Source organism: Saccharopolyspora oryzae (assembly GCF_027853915.1).
In the GTDB taxonomy this organism is placed as follows: Bacteria; Actinomycetota; Actinomycetes; order Mycobacteriales; family Pseudonocardiaceae; genus Saccharopolyspora; species Saccharopolyspora oryzae.
The window spans coordinates 32,050-48,781 of sequence record NZ_JAQGLA010000056.1 but is presented as its reverse complement, the minus strand read 5'-3'; the positions used below and the strand labels follow the sequence as shown (position 1 = coordinate 48,781).

Sequence of the window (16,732 nt, the reverse complement as noted above, 5' to 3'; positions counted from 1 at the left end):
GTCCCGCGGTGCTGGTGCAGCGCGTTGACCACCTCGGCCGCTGCGCCCACCGGCCCGGATTCGTCGGCGAACCCGCGCACCTCGAGCGCGCGGCCCGCGGTGGCGAGCAGGACCTCCCGCTCACCGGCGATGCGGCCGAAGGACGGCACGCGCAGCGGGAACGGCAGCGGCACTCCGGCGTGCGTGGCCAGCAGGTCCAGCTCGACCTGCCCGAACTCGATGGGCGCGCGTCGCGCGGTCGCGGCGGTCATGCCTGGTCACCGCCGGTGTTGCGCAATGCCTGCGCGGCGTCGTCATCGGTGCTCAGGTAGCCGCTGACGGTCTCGCCCAGCGCGGTGCGGAAGTTGTTCAGCTCGGTGTCGGCCGCGCTGATCTCACCGCTGAGCCCGGCCTGCCCACCGGCTTCGCGCAACCGCATCGCCAGGTGCAGCGCCGGTGGTGCGGTGCCGAGCTGCGGCAGCCGACCAGCCAGCCTGCTGGCCGCACCGGCCAGGCCGGTGGTGCGCTCGCGGAGGCCGGAAAGCGCCTCCACCTGAGCGGAAAGTCCCTGCGGCGCGACCTGGTAGCCGTGCCCCGATCCTGCTTCGGAAGTCAACGTTGCGCTCCTGTGCTCAGCCGATGACCGGTGCGCTGGCGGGCCGGTCGTCCTCGAAGAGCTTCTGGTCGATGGTGGGCATCCGGTTCTCGTGCACCTGCTCGTCGTCCTCCTGACCGCGCCGCGCGCCGGCGCCGGGCGACATCGCGCCGGCACCTCCGCCACGACCGGAAAGCCCGGACATCCCACCGGCACGGGCCAACGCGGCATCCAGCGCGCCGATGCCGCTGCGCGCTCCCGACCCGAGCTGGTCGGCGCCGACCAGGCGGTTCCACGGCACCCCACCACCACCGGTGGTCGCGCCGCCGCCGAAGCCGGCGGCGGTCGTCGACGCGGGCGCGTTGAACCCGGCGGCCTCGGTGGACCCGGGAGGCGCGATCGCCTCGCTGCTGTTGCGCAGGTTCGCCTCGTACTGCTGCATGACGTGCACCGCCTCGGCCTTCTTCTGCGCGGCCGCGACGTTGGACATGAACAAGCTGCCCCCGCCCGCGGCGACCGCGCCGATGGCGGCACCCATCGCCGCACCGGGGGCCGCACCGATACCACCGGCACCTGCGCCGACGATGCCGCCGACGACCGCCCCGGCCCCGGCACCGGCCACCGCGCTGGTGAGCGCGGATCCGGTCGGGTCGCCTGGCGGAGGTGGCATCGTGTTGCGCGCGACCGCGAGCGCGTCACCCGCGTCCTGGGTCGCGCCCTGCACGGTGCCCGCGCGGTCGCTGATCCCGGACGTTCGGTCGCCGAGCTTGCCGAGCTGGTTCGTCGCCAGCCCGGCGGACTCGCTGTTCCAGTTCGCCTGCATGGCGGTGCGCTCCTGGCGCATGGACTCCGCGTGGTCGGCCAGCTCGGTGCGGTGCTGACCCCACTCGGCGGCCATCGAGCTGACGTCGCCGACGTCGGCGTTCTGCCACAGCATCTGGTAGAGCTCTTCGTGGCTGTAGGCGTTCCAGTTGGTGCCGTCGGGTGGGATCGGCGCCCCGAAGTACCCCTCCCACACGTTGCGCAGGGAATCCACCACGGGCGTCAACAGCTCTCCGGCAGGCCCCGCCTGCCGCAACGTGGAGGTGGCAGCAGCGGCCAAGTCCTGCACACCTGCCGATGCCGCATCGATGAGGTTCGCTGCGGGTTCCTCGCTCATCTCCGGTTCTCCGCCTCCCAGAGCGGCGCACCACCGAGGTGCGCCGATCACGGCCAACGAGTTTCGACGGGGCGCGGGCTCGCGCGCCCGGAATTCCGTCCGGTGCCCACCACCCCCAGGCGCGGGCACCTGCTCAAGATCACCAGGACCGCACCGGAAAAACATCCGCAACATTGCTGATGTTCGGCAAGAGGCGGTCTGACCAGCGGCGAAACCGACCGTGCTGCAGCTCGATCCGGTTGGGCGAGGGCGGAATCCGGTGTCCGCGGGGCAGTACCGAAAACCGGCAGATCGGTACAGCGGTCAGGTGCGGCGGTCGAAGCCTAGGACGATCTCGACCCGGGAGGAGTAACCGAGCTTGGCCAGGATCCGCGAGACGTGGGAGTCGACCGTCCGGACCGACACGATCAGCCTCTCCGCCGCTTCCCGGTTGGTCAAGCCCTGCGCCACGAGCTCGGCGACCCGGAGCTCAGCCGTGGTGAGGCTGTCCCAGCCGTGCTTGGGCCTGCGACGCGGTCCCGTCGCACCCCGCCGGACGCCGAAGGCGCGCAGCTCGGCGTCAGCGCGTTGGATCTCGCCGGTGGCGGTCAGGGCCGCGTAGCGTTCGACCGCGGTGAGGTACGCGGATCGGGCATCCGCGGCCGCACCGGATGCGGCGAGCGCCTTGGCCGCGTCCTCGGCAGCTCGGGCGGCTGCGACCGCTGCGCCGTTCTCGGCGAACTGCTGGGCGGCGTCGAGCAGCACCTCGACGTCGCCGTCGAGCAGTCCTCGGCAGTACATGAGGGCGACGCGTTCGCCGACCGAGTCACCGGAGATGAGCTCCTGCAGCTGCGCCACCAGCTGTTCCGCCAGCTCCCGGTCACCGCCGTCGACGGCGATGCGCACGAGCAGGGGGCTGATGGTGGCGACGGCGTGCCCGTCGTGCACGCCCACCTGGCCGGCGGCGAGGGTGCGCACGACCTCCAGCGCTCGTTGCGAATCGCCTTCCAAGTCGGCGATCAGGGCGTGGACCACCGCGGTGATCTGCTCGTAGAAGAGGGCGATACCTCGGGGTTTCGCGCGCTTGGCGAGCTCGGCGTGCACGCGGGCGGCGGGGAGATCCCCGCGGTACAGCAGGATCGTGACGGCGATGCCGTGCAGCGGGCCGTCGAAGCTGTGCAGGTCGGGCAGTGCGGTCGCGGCCTCGACCTCGGCGAGGGACTCGTCCCAGCGGCCGTTGTTGAACAGGGCGAGCGCGGTGATGGTGTGCAGCCAGACCCGCATCCCCGCGCCGAGTTCGCCGGCGACGGGCCGCGCCCGCTCGAGGGTTTCCAGCGCGGCCCCGTCCTGGCGCAGGTCCTGGACCACCGCGCGCAGCAGGGTGGTCATCATCCACTGCCCGCGGTCGGCGGCTGCGACCTCCAGCAGCGCGTCCGCCTGGTCCAGCAGCTCCAGCGCCCCGCTCAGGTCGCGGAACACGAGCCGGCCGGTGGCGTGGATGTTGAGCAGGTACAGCGCGACGACCGGATCGTGCGCGGCGTGCGGTTCGGCGATCTCCAGCGCGCGCTCCACCCCGGTCAGGTCTCCGGTGAGCAGCCGGGCGGTGGCGTCGATCACGGCCAAGCGCGGTGGGAGCTCGCCGTGCTCGCGTTCCGGATCCAGGGCCTGTGCTGCATTCTCGGGATCCATCGCGAAGATGTGGCTCAGTGCGAGCGTCGCCCGCAGCCGGTGTCTGATCGGTGGTTCCGGCCGGGCCGCCAGGGTCGCGGTGGCGGTGTGACGGGCTTGTTCGGACCGGCCCGACCACAGCTGGGCCTCGGCCAGCGCGGCTCGAAGCGGGAGCATCTCTGGGGCACCCGGAACGAGGCTGGCAACGGTGCGTTCGAGCAGATGCAGCACGGCAGGCGTTGGTGCCGGGGAGACCTGGTCGGCGTGCTCGCTCAGCCAAGCTGTGGTCCAGGCGGACACGGGGGAGTGGACGAGGTGTTCGGCGATCGTCGCTGCCGGGGCGTTTCGGTCGATCAACGCCTTGGCTGCTGTGCTGCGCAGCCCCGCTGACGTCGAGGCCAGGTCGTGGCGCACCACCGGGTGGCGCAGCCTCACCGCGCCCTCCACCGCGTCGACCAGTCCCAGCGCTGTCAGCCGCTCGACACCGGCCAGCACGTCCACCGGAGTGGAATCGAGCACGGCGGCCAGGTCTTCGACGGACGCGGGCTCGGCCAGGAGCGCGGCGTAGCGCAACAGCGGCGAATCCGCCCCCGCCAGTCCGGTTGCCCACGCCGTCACCTCGACGGCTCGGTCGTCCGCGCTGAGCTGGGACAAGAGCCACGGGTTGCCCGCGGCGAGCTGCAGCGATGACTGCGGTGGTTCCGATCCGGTCAGCTCGGTCAGCAGGGCGCGCGCTGCGCCGTCGTCCAGCGGGGCCAGGTCGTGCACGACGGCGATCCGGTCGAGACGGGCGAATCGCGCGGGGACGGCACCGGGATGCCTGCCGGCGACCACCAGCAAGGGCTTCTCGCTCAACTCGTCAGCGAGAGCGTGCAGGGCGAGCAGCGTCGCATCGTCGGCTCGGTGCAGGTCGTCGATGACGACGACGCCGCGTTCCGGCCATTCCGCCGCACCTTCGGACAGCGCAGTCCTGCCGTGCGGCGCGAGCACCACGATCCGCCGCGTCGGCACACCCGCGGACCGCATCTCGTCGAGGTGGGCGTCGAGCAGGGCGGACAACCCGAGACCGGGATCGGCGCGCACCACGAACAGGCCGCCACGCCCGTCCTGCGCTGCTACCGCAGCCTCCCGAAGCTGCCGCAGCGATTCGTCCCTGCCGAGAACACCCACCAGAACCCCCGATCTCGAGGCTTCGGAGCCTAGGGCAACCGGTCGAGCCATTTCGGTGGATCGGCGGAAGTGCCGCTGTGATCTGCGCAGGGCACACAACGTCCATAAAGGACGATGATGCTGCGGATCCGCTGGTTCGGGAGCAGCGGGTCCCGCCCGCGAAGGAACGCGGACGGGACCCACGCCGGATCAGGAGATCACGCTGTCGATCCACCCGCGGTAGTTGGCCACGTTGGTGTAGATGTCCGGCGTCGCGCCGCACACGGAGCCGACACCGCGGCTGTCCAGGCCGGCGACCTGCCAGCCGTCGCCCTCGCGGACCAGCAGCGGCGAACCGGAGTCGCCACCGCACGGGCCGCGGACGCCTTCGGGGTTGTCGGTGCAGAGGTCGCCCTCGCGGATTCCCCACGAGTCGTCGCCCGCGTCCGCCACGCACTTCGGCGTGTTCGGCGGGATGATCGTGGTGTCCAGCTGCTGGAGCTGCGTCGGGAGCTTGTTCGGGTCGCCCTGGTCGTCGTTGGAGACGTAACCCCAACCGATCTGGCGGACCGCCGTTCCCGGCTTGGGCGCCTTGCCGACCATCGGCGCGGGGACCTGGTCGCTCGGCGCGTCCAGGTGCAGCAGCGCGATGTCGTTGCCCTCGGAGCGCTCGGCGAACGCCTTGTAGTCCGGGTGCACCACGATCTCCTTGATCTTGGAGATGCTGCCGCCGGTGGTGCGGTCGGTGGAGCCGATCCGCGCGTGGAACATCGCCGGGTCGTCCAGGACGGGCGTGCCGTCAGGACTGTCGCCGGCGATGCAGTGCGCCGCCGTCACGATCCACTCGGGGTTGATCAGGGCGCCGCCGCAGCGGTGGGAGTCCGGGTTCCCGTCGCGCTCGTACTCCAGCGAGATCATGAACGAGTAGGTCTGATCGGCCGGCGAGCCGCCGATGATGTAGGGCGTCACGCCGCCCTGGGGCTCGTCGGCGTGCGCCGTGCCGAAGCTCGACAGCGCGCCGACCGCAGCCACCGCCGCCAGTGCGGCGGTGCGCTTGCGCGCCCGTAATTTCTCGACCATTGCTGGTGTCCTCCATCCTCACCTGCTCGAAGATCACGAGCATTGTTGATCAAGGTAGTCCAGCCCACCGACAGCCGGGACCGCATTCGAGAACCCGCGTCGACGAAACACGTTCTGCCTTCGCAGGCGCGAAAGTCGAGATCCGGCAACAGGTTTGAACGGCGTAGTGGCAACACCCGAACGGACCAACATCCATCGGCTGATCGGATCCGACCGAAAGGAGGGGTGGTGGTCGGAAGACCTCCACCCCTCCTCGGGGTCACATCGACGGTGCGGGAACGCGCCCGGTCCGGTCGCGCGGAGTCTTCGCCACATCAGCGGTGGTCTCGTCGCCGCGCGCGGTGGCCGCGACTTCGACGATCGCACCGACCTGGGACACGATGTCCTGCAGGTTCTGCGCGAAGACCGGATCGACGATCGCGTCCTCGTTGTCCGGCGCGAAGGTGAGCACCGGGGTGTGGACGTGCCCGCCGCGGAGATCCGCGCCCACGGCGTCGCGCAGCAGCGTCGTCCGGTAGGCGATCTCGTTGGACAGGTAGCTCCCACCGCCACCTGCGCGTGCGGCCGAGCCGGGCGTCGGACCGTCCGGGCGCACCACCGGTTCGGTCCCGCCGGCCGGGATCTCGGTGACCTCGGTGTTGTGGAACACCGGGAAGCGGCCGGTGTTGGCGCGCACGATCGCGGCGTAGGGCTGGGTCGTCGGCACGAATTCCTGCGGCGGCTCGACGGTCGGGATGCCCGGCGGGATCTCGGCGACGCCGTCGCGCTGCTCGTTGTTGTTGTCCACGCCGGTGTGCCAGCGCCCGTTCCAGTGCTCGATGTCGAACTGCCCGGGGCGGCCCTGGCTGACGGTGGCGAACAGGTCGACCTGGTCCGCGCCGGGCTGCACGTGCGGCAGGAACGTCTGCTCGACCATGCCCTGCTCGAAGGGCTTCCACAGCACCGGGAACATCGCGGCCTCGACGCGGACCGGACCGGACTCGGTGTTGAGCACCGTCCCGTCGAGGGCGAGCGCGGATGCGCCGGAGGGGTTGCTGCGGCGGATGTCGCCGTCCAGCTGGAACGGGTCGAAACCGCTGATCAGCACCCGCTTGATGCCCTTCCCGCGCTGGAAGTCGACCGAGGTCTGCCCGCGCGAGTGGCGTTCCAGGCTCCAGAGCAGCTGATCGCGCTGGGACTCGTCGAGCGAGAACGACGGCGTCCACTGGCGCAGCGCCGTGGTCATGCTCAACCGCGCCCAGTACAGCGGGCGGTCGTCGACGGTCGGCAGGTCACCGCTGCCGCGGCCCTGTGCGCGGGCCGTGGCCCGGTCCCAGACCTGATCGCCGCTCGAACTGATCAGCCGTTCCGCGGCGGCGAGGTCGCCCACGCCGCACAGCGCTGCGGCGAACTGCGGGCCGATGTCGTCGAACCCGCTGCGCGCCAGCACTTCCTGCGGTTCCGGCCGGGGGAGCCGCTGCTCCTCGACGGTCAGCGGACGTGACCGGTCGGAGCAGTCGGGTGCGGCCTGCGAGGCGACGGGTGCCAGCAGCGCCAGGGTTGCCGAGGCGATCGTGCAGGCGATGCTGCGGCGGACCGGTGGACGCACGTGTGCCCTCCTTGGTGCGGTTGGTGCGGTTGGTGCGGAGATCACATTCGACCGCACCGAACCCGCTCGGGGCCACTGTTCGGCTCGAACTCGCCGGTCCACACCGGACGGTCAGCGGCGCGGGAGGCCGATGGCCAGCTCTTTCGCCGCGCGGTGCAGCGGTTCCAGGTAGGTGTGCAGTTCCTCCAGCGAGCTGCGGAAGGCGGGAGCGGCGGTGGACAGCGTCGCGACCGCGACCCCGGCGGGGTTGAGCACGGGGACGCCGATGGCGAGGATGCCGGCTTCGTGCTCCTCGTCGGCGGTCGCGTAACCCTGCTGCCGGACCTGCTCGATCTCGCGCGCCAGCTGCTCCCGGTCGATGATCGACTTGGGGCCGAGCGACGGCAGCTCCAGCTCGGCCAGCAGCTGCTCCCGCTGCTGCTCCGGGGCGAACGCCAGCAGGCACTTGCCCATCGACGTGCAGTGCAGCGGTCCGCGCCGGCCGGGCTCGCCGGTGATCTGGACGTGCTGGGTGCCTTCGACGTAGTGCACGTAGAGCAGGTCGTGGCCGTCCAGCACCGCCATCAGCGTCGGTTCGCCGGTCTGCCGGGTGACCTGCTCCAGGACGGGGGTGGCGACCTCGGTGAACCCGCGGGCGTGCAGCACCCGCTGGCCGAGCTCGAACAGGCGAAGGCCGAGGTTCCACCGCTTCTCCTCGTCGAGGGCGACGAAGTTCTCCTGGGCGATGGACTTCAGCAGCCGGTGCGTGGTGCTGACCGGGTAGCCGGCCTGGCGGGCCAGGTCGGAAAGCGTGGTGCCGCGCGGCGCTTCGCCGAGCAGCACCAGCAGGCGCAACGCCTTGCGCACCATGTCGTCGCGCGGTGCCTTGGACGGTTCCGGCACTCGTTCCTCCGTTTCCGCATCGGTCGTGCAGACGTTACCGGTCGCGTTGACAGCTTCCCCGGAAGATCTCTATGTTATCCCGCGATAAAGAACGGTTTACCGCATCGTGGTAAAGGCGACGAAGGAGTCGGCCTTGACATCACCCGTCGATCCGGGGCGGCAGCGCTGGTTGCGCTTGCTCCCGGTCGCGTTCGTGACCTACTCGCTGGCCTATTTGGACCGGTCGAACTTCTCGATCGGAGTCGCCGGCGGGATGAAGGAGGACCTGGCCCTCAGCGGTTCGATGTCCTCGCTGATCGGCGCTTCCTTCTTCCTCGGGTACTGCTTGTTCCAGATCCCCGGCACGCTCTACGCCGAGAAGCGCAGCGTTCGCGGGCTGATCTTCTGGTGCACCTTGGCGTGGGGTCTGCTGGCCGCGGTGCAGGGCCTGCTGCACAGCGCCGCGCTGCTGATCCTGGTCCGCTTCCTGCTGGGCGCGGTGGAAGCCGCCGTGCTGCCCGCGATGGTGGTGTTCCTGGCCCGCTGGTTCACCAAGCGCGAGCGCGGCAGCGCGAACGCCATCCTGATCCTGGGCAACCCGATCACGGTGATGTGGTTGAACGCCGTCTCCGGCTACCTGGTCGAGATGACCAGCTGGCGGGAGATGTTCATCATCGAGGGCCTGCCCGCGGTGGTCTGGGCCTTCGTCTTCCGGGCGCTGGTCAGCGACCACCCGTCCGAGGCGAAGTGGCTGAACGAGCCGGAGAAGGACGCGCTGCTCGCGGAGCTGGCCGCCGAACGCCGCCAGGCCACCCCGGCCAGCTCGTTCGCGGCGGCGTTCCGCTCCCGCCCGGTCGTGCTGCTGTCGATCCAGTACCTGCTGTGGAGCATCGGCGTGTACGGCCTGGTGTTCTGGCTGCCGAGCATCGTGGCGGCAGGCACCGGCCAGGGCATCGGCCGCAGCGGCCTGCTGTCGGCGATCCCGTTCGGCGTCGCGGCGCTGCTGATGGTGCTCAACTCGCGGATGTCGGACCGCTCCGGCTCCCGGGTCGGCTACATCTGGCCGTGGCTGTTGCTCGGCGGCATCGGCTTCCTGCTGTCCTACGTGGTCGGACCGGACCACTTCTGGTGGGCGTTCGCGCTGCTGGTGGTCGCGGGCGGTGCCATGTACGCGCCCTACGGCCCGTACTTCGCGCACGTCGCGGAGATCCTGCCGCGCAACTTCGCCGGAGCGGGCGTGGGCTGCGTCAACACGGCCGGTTCGATCGGCGGCTTCGTCGGCACCTACCTGGTCGGCTGGCTCAACGACGCCACCGGTTCCACGGCGGCTTCCTTCGTCATGATGGCCTCGTCGATGGTGGTCGCAGCGCTGATCACCCCGCTGGTCGGCAGCGGAGCGCGCTCGAAGGAGGACCAGCGCGAAGCCATCGCGTGAACCGAACCGGCAGTCCGCCGCGGTCGCGAAGCCGCGGCGGACTGCCGTTCGTTTTGCGTGCTTCTTCGCTCAACGCGGGCACTTCCGGACAGCGGCTGAACTATCGTGACCTCTTGGTCTGCGGTGTCACGGCTGGAGGAACTGTTGGACATCTCCGCGTTGCGCAACCCGTTCGACTACGCCAACCCAGTGCGCAGCGGCGATCTGTTCGCGGGACGCACGCCCGAGCTTTCGCGGATTGGGTACGTGCTGGACCAGGCGGGGTCGGAACGCCCGGCGGGCTACATCGCATTGCACGGGCGACGCGCTGCAGGCAAGACGAGCTTGCTGAACATGACGCAGAGAATGGCGGAAAAGCGCGGCCATGTCACGGCGCGGTTGGACCTGGTGCCTGCCGATGCGGATCCGGTGACCTTCTTCTCCAAGGCCTACGAGGTGCTGATCCACGCGGTCGGGTCGGTTGTGGAGCTGACCGCGCCGGACGGCCGGAGGATCACGCCCCGACTGGTGCGGCGAATCGTGCATGGTGCAGTGCAGGACGAATTGCCGCTGGAGTTCCCGGAGAGCCTCGCGCAGGCAGCAGACGGAGGGCGGCTCTCCGAGCTGGCACTGCGAGCCGATCTCGAGTACCTGGCCGAACAGGTGGGGCGGCCGATCGTGCTGCTGATGGACGAGGCACAACTGGTCGCCGACCAGATGGACGTGCTGTCCACCTTGCGGACGCTGGGAATGCAGCTGCGCGGCTACGTCTTCGTCTTTGCAGGAACTGCGGACCTCCTGGTGCGCATCAACGAGGTCTTCGATCCGCTGCTGAGGCAGCTCGAACCGGTCAAGGTTGAGCAGTTCTTCGAGTTCGCCGACGTGCTGAGCTGCGTATCCCGTCCGCTCGTGGCGTTGGGGCTGGATCCGCATGATTGCTTCGAGGACTTCCACGGCATAGTGCACGACCTGATGTCGCTCACCGACGGAAACCCCTACGAGATCCAACTCTTCTGCCACGTGATGTTCCACCGCTGGCAGTCCGGGGAAACGCAGAAAATGGTGCTGTCTCCGGGGACGCTCGACAGCCTGCGCGAGGTCATGGAGGCAGGCGGCCAGGTGCAGGACCGCCCGCTGATCTCGGCGGTCCGGAAGATGACGCGGGACGAGTTGGTAGCGCTCAACCTGCTGTGCTCCTCCCTGGAGACCAGCACCGTCGACGAGATCTGGTTCGCCCACTGCATCGCGGGCGAACCATCGATGACTCGTGCGGAGTTCGACGACTTCCGGGCCCGGTTCGTGGCGAAGCAGATCGTCGAGATCGACAACGGCAAAGTCCGGGTGTCAGGGGACCAGTTCGACCACATCTACGTCAGGCTGTGGACCCTCAACAAGGTCGGATCATTGCAGCATCCCCAGCTGGTCAGCAGGTCCGCCTTTCGGGCACTGCTGACCCGCCGGCTCGTGTGCGCGATCGACGACGCCATCGCCGATCTCCCTGCTGAGCAACTTTCCACCTGCTGTTACTGGATGTCGCAGAAGTACGTGGACGCTGGCCTCGCCGCCCTGGGCGCGTTGGAGGAGAACGCGCAGCTGCCCGCGAACATCGAATTCCTCTACGAGGCGATCGTGGGGTGCGGGTTCCCGGCGGCGCTGGACATCACCACTGTGAAGTGCAGCTTCGCCGGAACGACAGCAGTGCGGTGGGTGTACTCGACGGCTGCGGCGGATATCGAGCTGGCCGCGCTTCCGATATTCCGCGCGGCCTGCGAGCGAGTGCGTGCGCTGGGAGGTGAACTGCACTCAGAACGGCTGCGGTTGGAGTTGCGGCAGCGTGCGGAGGTCCAGGACTGGTTGGTCGCCAACGCTGGGGAGAAGGCAAGGCGAAAGATGGCGAACCGCCACATCCACGAGTCCTTCCCGTGCTACAACGCCGGAGACGTTGCAGGCGCGGTAGAACACCTGACCACCGCCTTCAGATTCAAACCGTCCTGGACGGTCGCCAACAACCTGTCCTACCTCGCACTGATCCGCGACGTACCGGACGATGCGCTGGCTTGGGCAGAGAAGGCCCTGCAAGAGGACAGCGGTCCGAAGCTGCGGGCGCTCAGCCGCTACAACGGGGCCACCGCGTTGGTGCAGCTCGGCGAGCTGGAACGAGCCAGGTCGTGGCTGGAAGCAGCGGCCGCCGAGCTGGCGCCCCTGGAGGTGCCCGATCACGCGTGCGGCTTCCTCCTGGTTCCTAAGCTGCTGGACGGCGAAATCAGGTACGAGGAGCGGACCAGCGTGAACCTTCCGCAGGCGATCGATGCAGCGGTGCAGATCGTCCAGCTGGCCGAGAGATTCGCGGGCCTGCAGGACTCAGCGGACTAGCACCCCGTTGTCGTCGGGGACGAAGCCGTCGGGCCAGCGGGTGGCGCGGTCCGCGATCGCGCCGGAGAACTTCGCACCGGATAGCTGCGCAGCTCGGAGGTCGGCTCCGGACAGGTCCGCGTTTCGGAGGTCCGCATCGGTGAGATCGGAGGTTCGCAGCACTGCTCCGCACAGCTCGGCGCCTTTGAGGTCCGCGCCCCTGAGCTGAGCGCGGCCGAGAGCGGCTCGGGGGAGCCGAGCCCCGGCGATGCAGGTTGCGGCCAGGTCGAGGGCGCATGGCCACTCCCGACGTGCGAGCACGGTCAGAGCAGCCGCCACGTCTGGGGAAACCGGTGTCGATGACGCGCGTTCGCGGATGAATGCCGAGAGGATCTCCGCGACCCGCGTCCGCTCTGCCGGGTCGTCGTCGGTGATCCGATCGAGCGCGTAGATCCCGCCCACCCGGAGCGCGGCGGAATCGGTGTTGCCGAGCTGTTCCACCGCTTTGCTGAACGCATCCGTGGTGGCAACACGCCGTGCCACCTGCTGCTGACCGCGCGCGACGAGCACCTGCCGCCAAGCTGTGACCGCGCCGATGACCAGCAGCACTCCGCCGACCGCTTGGAGCAGTGCTGTCCGGACGTCGGTCTCCGCCTTCACCCGGTCGAGTCCGCGCAACGACGACGCCGACGAGGAGTGGTCGAGGACGTAACCGGGCAATGCCCCGAACGAAGCGACGACGACTGCCACCAGCACCGTGGCGACCACCGCGATGGCGGTCCAGCCACTGGCCTTGATCAGCTTCTTTAGCACGACCCCATGCTGCCCTCGAATCCGGCGGGGTGGGGCCGAATCCGCTACACGTGCTCCGGCCCGCCTCAGCGGGGCAGTCCCAGCTCGCCCGCGCGCAGTCCGGCTTGGAAGCGGGAATCGGCCTCGAGCTCGACCATCAGGTCGGCCACGCGCCGCCGGTACGTGCGTAGCGAGAGGCCGGTCTGCTTGGCCGCCGCTTCGTCGGTGAGCCCCGAACCCAGGGCGTTGAGGATCACGCGGCCGTCGGCGTCGAGATCGGGGATGTTCCTCCGCAGATAGGTGTCCGGGTCGACGGCGGTGTCCCAGATGGCTTGGAACAGCGAGTGGACGCCATCGACCAGGATCTGCGATGTCGTCACGGTGTACTCGCGCCCGGTCGGGGTCTCCGCTCCGGCGAGGATCATCACCCGCCGGTCGATGATGATGGTCTCGTGCGGCAGCCGGGAGCCGCTGATCCGGACGAGCGCTCCCCGGCTCTGCACCTGCCGCAGATGCGCGCGGGCCTGTTCATCGGCGAGCGCGACCGGGCTGAACAGCTTGCGGGGGACGAAGTCCGGGGAGTGCGCAGCACGCATCTGGCCCGCCGCTCCGGTCCGGGGCCGAGAGAAGGTCTTGAGATCTCGGGCGGCGCACAGGAACTCGGTCCGCGCGGACTCGAAGAGATGGCCGGCACGCGCGATCAACTCCGCGTCCCCTCGGACGGAGAACACCTGCTCGTTCCGCATCCCCCGAGTCTGGCAGCAAGCTGCCACGAGCTCGCGTGGTGACGCGGCGGATCGACAGCATGGTCGGCATGACGATCAAGACCTTCGCCCTCGGCGGCGACCTGACCATCAACCGGCTCGGCTTCGGCGCGATGCGCCTGGTCGCGGACTCCGTCGACGGCCCGCCGCGAGACCCCGGGACCGGGATCGCGGTGCTCCGGCGCGCGGTGGAGCTGGGGGTGAACCACATCGACACGGCCGGCTTCTACCGCAGGGGAGCGGTGCAGGCCAACGAGCTGATCCGCCGCGCGCTCTCCCCGTACCGCGACGATCTGGTGATCGCGTCGAAGGTCGGCCCGCTGCCCACCCCGGACGGCGTGCTGAGCGGCCACGCGAGGCCCGATCAGCTGCGCAGCTTGGTCGAGGCGGATCTGCGCTCCCTCGGCCTGGACTGGCTCGACCTGGTCTACCTGCGCGCTGACGGGATGACCGAGCCAGCCGGCGGGTCGATCGCCGAACGCTTCGCCGTGCTGGCGGAACTCCGCGAGCAAGGACTGATCCGGCACCTGGGCGTCAGCAACGTCAACGCCGCGCAGCTCGCCGAGGCCCAGGAGATCGCGCCCGTCGCAGCGGTGCAGAACCGGTACGCGGATGACGTGGGCCTGCTCGCCGAATGCGAGGACGCGGGCATCGCGTACGTGCCGTACTTCCCGCTCGGCGGTGGTGTCAGCCCGCTCGACGCCGAACGGCTGTCCGCGATCGCAGCTCGCCTGGGCGCGACCGCTGTGCAGGTGCACCTCGCCTCGCTGCTCGCGATTTCGCCGTCCCTGCTGGCGATTCCGGGGACCGGGTCGCTCGACCACCTGGAGGAGAACGTCGCGGCGAACGATCTCAGCCTCGATGACGGCGAGGCGGACCCGGTCACCCCATCCAGGTAGGGTCGATCCCGCCACGACGGAAGTGGTGCTCAGCGCCTGGCGAAGACTCCGATCGCGTCGTATGCGATCCAGGAGCCGTCGTCCTTGTGCAGCTCGATGGTGTTCTCGCCGACGCGGAACACCTGGGGCAGGGGCACTTCCAGGTAGGACGGCTTCAGCGGGGAGCCGGGCACCGTGCTGTCGCCCTGCGTGGATCCCTTGGTGGCACCACCGGCGAACCGCAGGCGGTCGACCGGGGTTCCGTTGATGCTCAAGACCGCCGACCCCGCTTTGGGCGCGTGGCTGTCGATGAGCCACACCGCGAGGTCCGCGCCGCTGGTCGGCAGGTCGGTCAGCTCGAAGGTCAGCCGGAACCGGTGGTCCCGGCGTCCGGCCCAGCCATCGGCCGGGCCCGGATGCAGATAGCTCCAGCCGGTGCGGGGGTCGTCGACGCCGACGCGGAAGTCGACGCCGTTGGGGAAAGCGGCCGGGTAGTCGGCGTAGCCGGCGGGGGACAGGGCGAACTCGAGGCCCTTGCCGTCGAACTCGCCCACCACGGCCAGCGGGATCCCGGACCGGCTGACCGATTCCCGGCTGGTGACCGTGACCGGCCGGCTCGGTTCGCTGCGCGCACCGGCGGCGTCCACCGTCACGACTCGGTAGGTCCACTGCTGCGCGGCGCCGCCGAGTCCGCTGTGCTCGAAGTGCGGGTAGACGGTCTTGACCAGCAAGGTCTCCGGGGACACTGCGACGTCGGCGCCGGGTGCGCCGTGCACCGCGTAGTGGTCGACCACGGTCTCCCACGGCGCGGGCTCCCAGTCGAGCAGGATGCGGGCGAGTTCGCCCCGGCCGCGCAAACCGGTTGCGGTGGGCGGAGGTGCGGTTGGCATCGCGGGGTCAGGCCTTCCTGTGCAGACCGGGCTCTCCGGCCGGGGTGCTGAAGCGGGCGACGGTCTCGGCCGGGGCGTTCGCGTCCGCCTGGATCCACGGCACGACCTTGAAGTCGGACACCAGCTCGTCCGGGGTGAGGCTGCACCGCACGTAACCGCGGCGGCCGTCGTAGAGCTTGACGTACGGGTGCTGCAACCAGTCCTCGGTGTAGTCGTCGGTCGGCGCGCCGTCTCCGTCGGAGGCGATCGAGGTGCAGATCAGCTCCACGCCGACGGTGCGCGAGGCCGGATCGGCGAAGTCGGCCTTGAGCTCGGCGGCGACGTGCTTGTGGATGTCACCGGTGAACACCACGGGATTGCTGGTGCGCTGCATCGCCTCGATCAGCCGTCGCCGCGCCGCCGGGTACCCGTCCCACTGGTCGACGCGGTTCTCGGTGATCGCGGCGACGGCGACGCCGTTGGCCACCACGTTCCAGCGCGCCGGGGAGTCCACCATCCCGTCGTGGAGCCACTTCTCCTGCTCGCGGCCCAGCATCGTGCGCGCTTCGTCGTGCTGCTCCGCGGAGTCCGCGGGCACCGGATCGCGGTACTGGCGGGTGTCGAGGATGTTGAAGCGAGCCAGCGCCCCGACGTCGAAGCGCCGGTGCACGTGGCCCGTCGGGCCTTCCGGCAGCGCGGCCACCGACAGCGGGAGGTGCTCGTAGAAGGCCCGGTAGGCCACCGCGCGGCGGTGCAGGAAGTGCTGCGGGGAGATGCCGTAACCCGACCGGTCGGCGGCGTAGTCGTTCTGCACCTCGTGGTCGTCCCAGGTCACCGACCACGGTGCGGCGGCGTGCGCGGCCTGCAGGTGCGGATCGGTCTTGAACAGCGCGTAGCGCAGCCGGTACTGCTCCAGCGTCTCGATCTCGACCTGGTGCTCAGCTCCGAGCTCGGGTGCTCTGCGCCGCCACAGGTTGCTCGACGTGATGCCGTACTCGTAGATGTAGTCGCCGAGGAACACCACCGCGTCCAGGTCTTCGGCCGCCATGTGCCGGTAGGCCGAGAAGTGCCCGTGGTACCAGGCCTGGCACGAGGCCGTCGCGAAGTTGAACGTCGCCACCTGCGCGCCGGGCGCCGGGAGCGTCCGGGTGCGTCCGACCGGGCTCAGCTGGTTCCCGGCGCGGAAGCGGTAGAAGTACTCGCGGCCCGGTTGCAGGCCGCCGACCTCCGGGTGCACCGCGTGCGCGAGCTCGGGTGAGGCGATCACCGTGCCGCGCCGGGTGATCCGGCTGAACCGCTCGTCCTCGGCGACCTCGTACTGCACCGGAACCTGGCTCTGCGGCATGCCGCCGTGTCCGTCCGGCGCGAGCGGTTCCGGGGCCAACCGGGTCCAGAGCACGACGCCGTCCGGCCGGGGATCGCCGGAGGCCACCCCGAGGCTGAAAGTGCCGTCGGGCAGCGGATTTCCCGGCACGGCGCCTGCCGCGCCCGGCGCGGAGATGCCCAGGGCGACCGCCGCCGAGGTGACCCCGGCCAGCTGCAGGAACGTGCGCCGGTCGAGGCCGGTTGGTGACGCGCTCATCGTGCTCCGTTCAGATCGACGAC

At 70.0% G+C, this 16,732-nt stretch carries 14 protein-coding genes; 3 read left to right on the top strand and 11 right to left on the bottom strand.

Annotated elements, in window-relative coordinates; translation table 11 throughout:
• The 7 genes from OU415_RS26325 to OU415_RS26295 all read right to left on the bottom strand — a co-directional run.
• On the bottom strand, positions 1–251 hold a 251-nt coding region (locus OU415_RS26325; RefSeq protein ID WP_270951929.1), incomplete at its 3' end, for an ESX secretion-associated protein EspG.
• Positions 248–595, bottom strand: coding sequence for a hypothetical protein (locus OU415_RS26320; RefSeq protein WP_270951927.1), 348 nt, complete (start codon positions 593–595; stop codon positions 248–250). The genes OU415_RS26320 and OU415_RS26325, both read right to left, overlap by 4 nt.
• A gap of 16 nt (positions 596–611) precedes the next feature.
• A complete protein-coding gene (locus tag OU415_RS26315; protein ID WP_270951926.1) occupies positions 612–1,733 on the bottom strand; it encodes a hypothetical protein in 1,122 nt (373 codons plus the stop codon).
• A gap of 303 nt (positions 1,734–2,036) precedes the next feature.
• Positions 2,037–4,550, bottom strand: a complete 2,514-nt coding sequence (locus OU415_RS26310) for a helix-turn-helix domain-containing protein (RefSeq protein WP_270951925.1) — start codon at positions 4,548–4,550, stop codon at positions 2,037–2,039.
• A 189-nt stretch (positions 4,551–4,739) separates the two neighbouring features.
• Positions 4,740–5,609: a S1 family peptidase gene (locus OU415_RS26305; protein ID WP_270951924.1), complete on the bottom strand. Its 870-nt coding sequence runs from the start codon at positions 5,607–5,609 to the stop codon at positions 4,740–4,742.
• A 259-nt stretch (positions 5,610–5,868) separates the two neighbouring features.
• Entirely contained in the window at positions 5,869–7,197 is a 1,329-nt protein-coding gene (locus tag OU415_RS26300; protein WP_270951923.1) for a pyroglutamyl peptidase, read from the bottom strand.
• Positions 7,198–7,308: 111 nt separating this feature from the next.
• A complete protein-coding gene (locus OU415_RS26295; RefSeq protein ID WP_270951922.1) occupies positions 7,309–8,079 on the bottom strand; it encodes an IclR family transcriptional regulator in 771 nt (256 codons plus the stop codon).
• 133 nt (positions 8,080–8,212) lie between these two features.
• Between OU415_RS26295 and OU415_RS26290 the strand changes: the two genes are divergently transcribed.
• Entirely contained in the window at positions 8,213–9,493 is a 1,281-nt protein-coding gene (locus OU415_RS26290) for an MFS transporter (RefSeq protein WP_270951921.1), read from the top strand.
• 144 nt (positions 9,494–9,637) lie between these two features.
• The gene (locus OU415_RS26285) at positions 9,638–11,845 is read left to right on the top strand and encodes an ATP-binding protein (protein WP_270951920.1); all 2,208 of its coding nucleotides are present in this window, start codon (positions 9,638–9,640) and stop codon (positions 11,843–11,845) included.
• Here OU415_RS26285 and OU415_RS26280 read toward each other — a convergent pair.
• Entirely contained in the window at positions 11,834–12,637 is an 804-nt protein-coding gene (locus tag OU415_RS26280) for a pentapeptide repeat-containing protein (protein WP_270951919.1), read from the bottom strand. The genes OU415_RS26285 and OU415_RS26280 overlap by 12 nt on opposite strands.
• 65 nt (positions 12,638–12,702) lie before the next feature.
• Positions 12,703–13,362: a DNA-binding response regulator gene (locus OU415_RS26275; protein WP_270951918.1), complete on the bottom strand. Its 660-nt coding sequence runs from the start codon at positions 13,360–13,362 to the stop codon at positions 12,703–12,705.
• A gap of 68 nt (positions 13,363–13,430) precedes the next feature.
• On the opposite strand from OU415_RS26275, the gene OU415_RS26270 reads away from it, so the two are divergent.
• Complete coding sequence (locus OU415_RS26270; RefSeq protein ID WP_270951917.1) at positions 13,431–14,279, top strand: oxidoreductase; 849 nt, start codon at positions 13,431–13,433, stop codon at positions 14,277–14,279.
• Positions 14,280–14,308: 29 nt separating this feature from the next.
• Here the strand turns inward: OU415_RS26270 and OU415_RS26265 are convergent, their stop codons facing one another.
• Together OU415_RS26265 and OU415_RS26260 are read right to left on the bottom strand one after the other, a co-directional pair.
• Positions 14,309–15,148, bottom strand: coding sequence for a polysaccharide lyase family protein (locus tag OU415_RS26265; protein ID WP_270951916.1), 840 nt, complete (start codon positions 15,146–15,148; stop codon positions 14,309–14,311).
• A gap of 7 nt (positions 15,149–15,155) precedes the next feature.
• Positions 15,156–16,709 (bottom strand): alkaline phosphatase D family protein, encoded by a 1,554-nt coding sequence (locus tag OU415_RS26260; RefSeq protein WP_270951915.1) that lies wholly within the window; start codon positions 16,707–16,709, stop codon positions 15,156–15,158.
• Between the last annotated feature and the right edge of the window lie 23 nt (positions 16,710–16,732).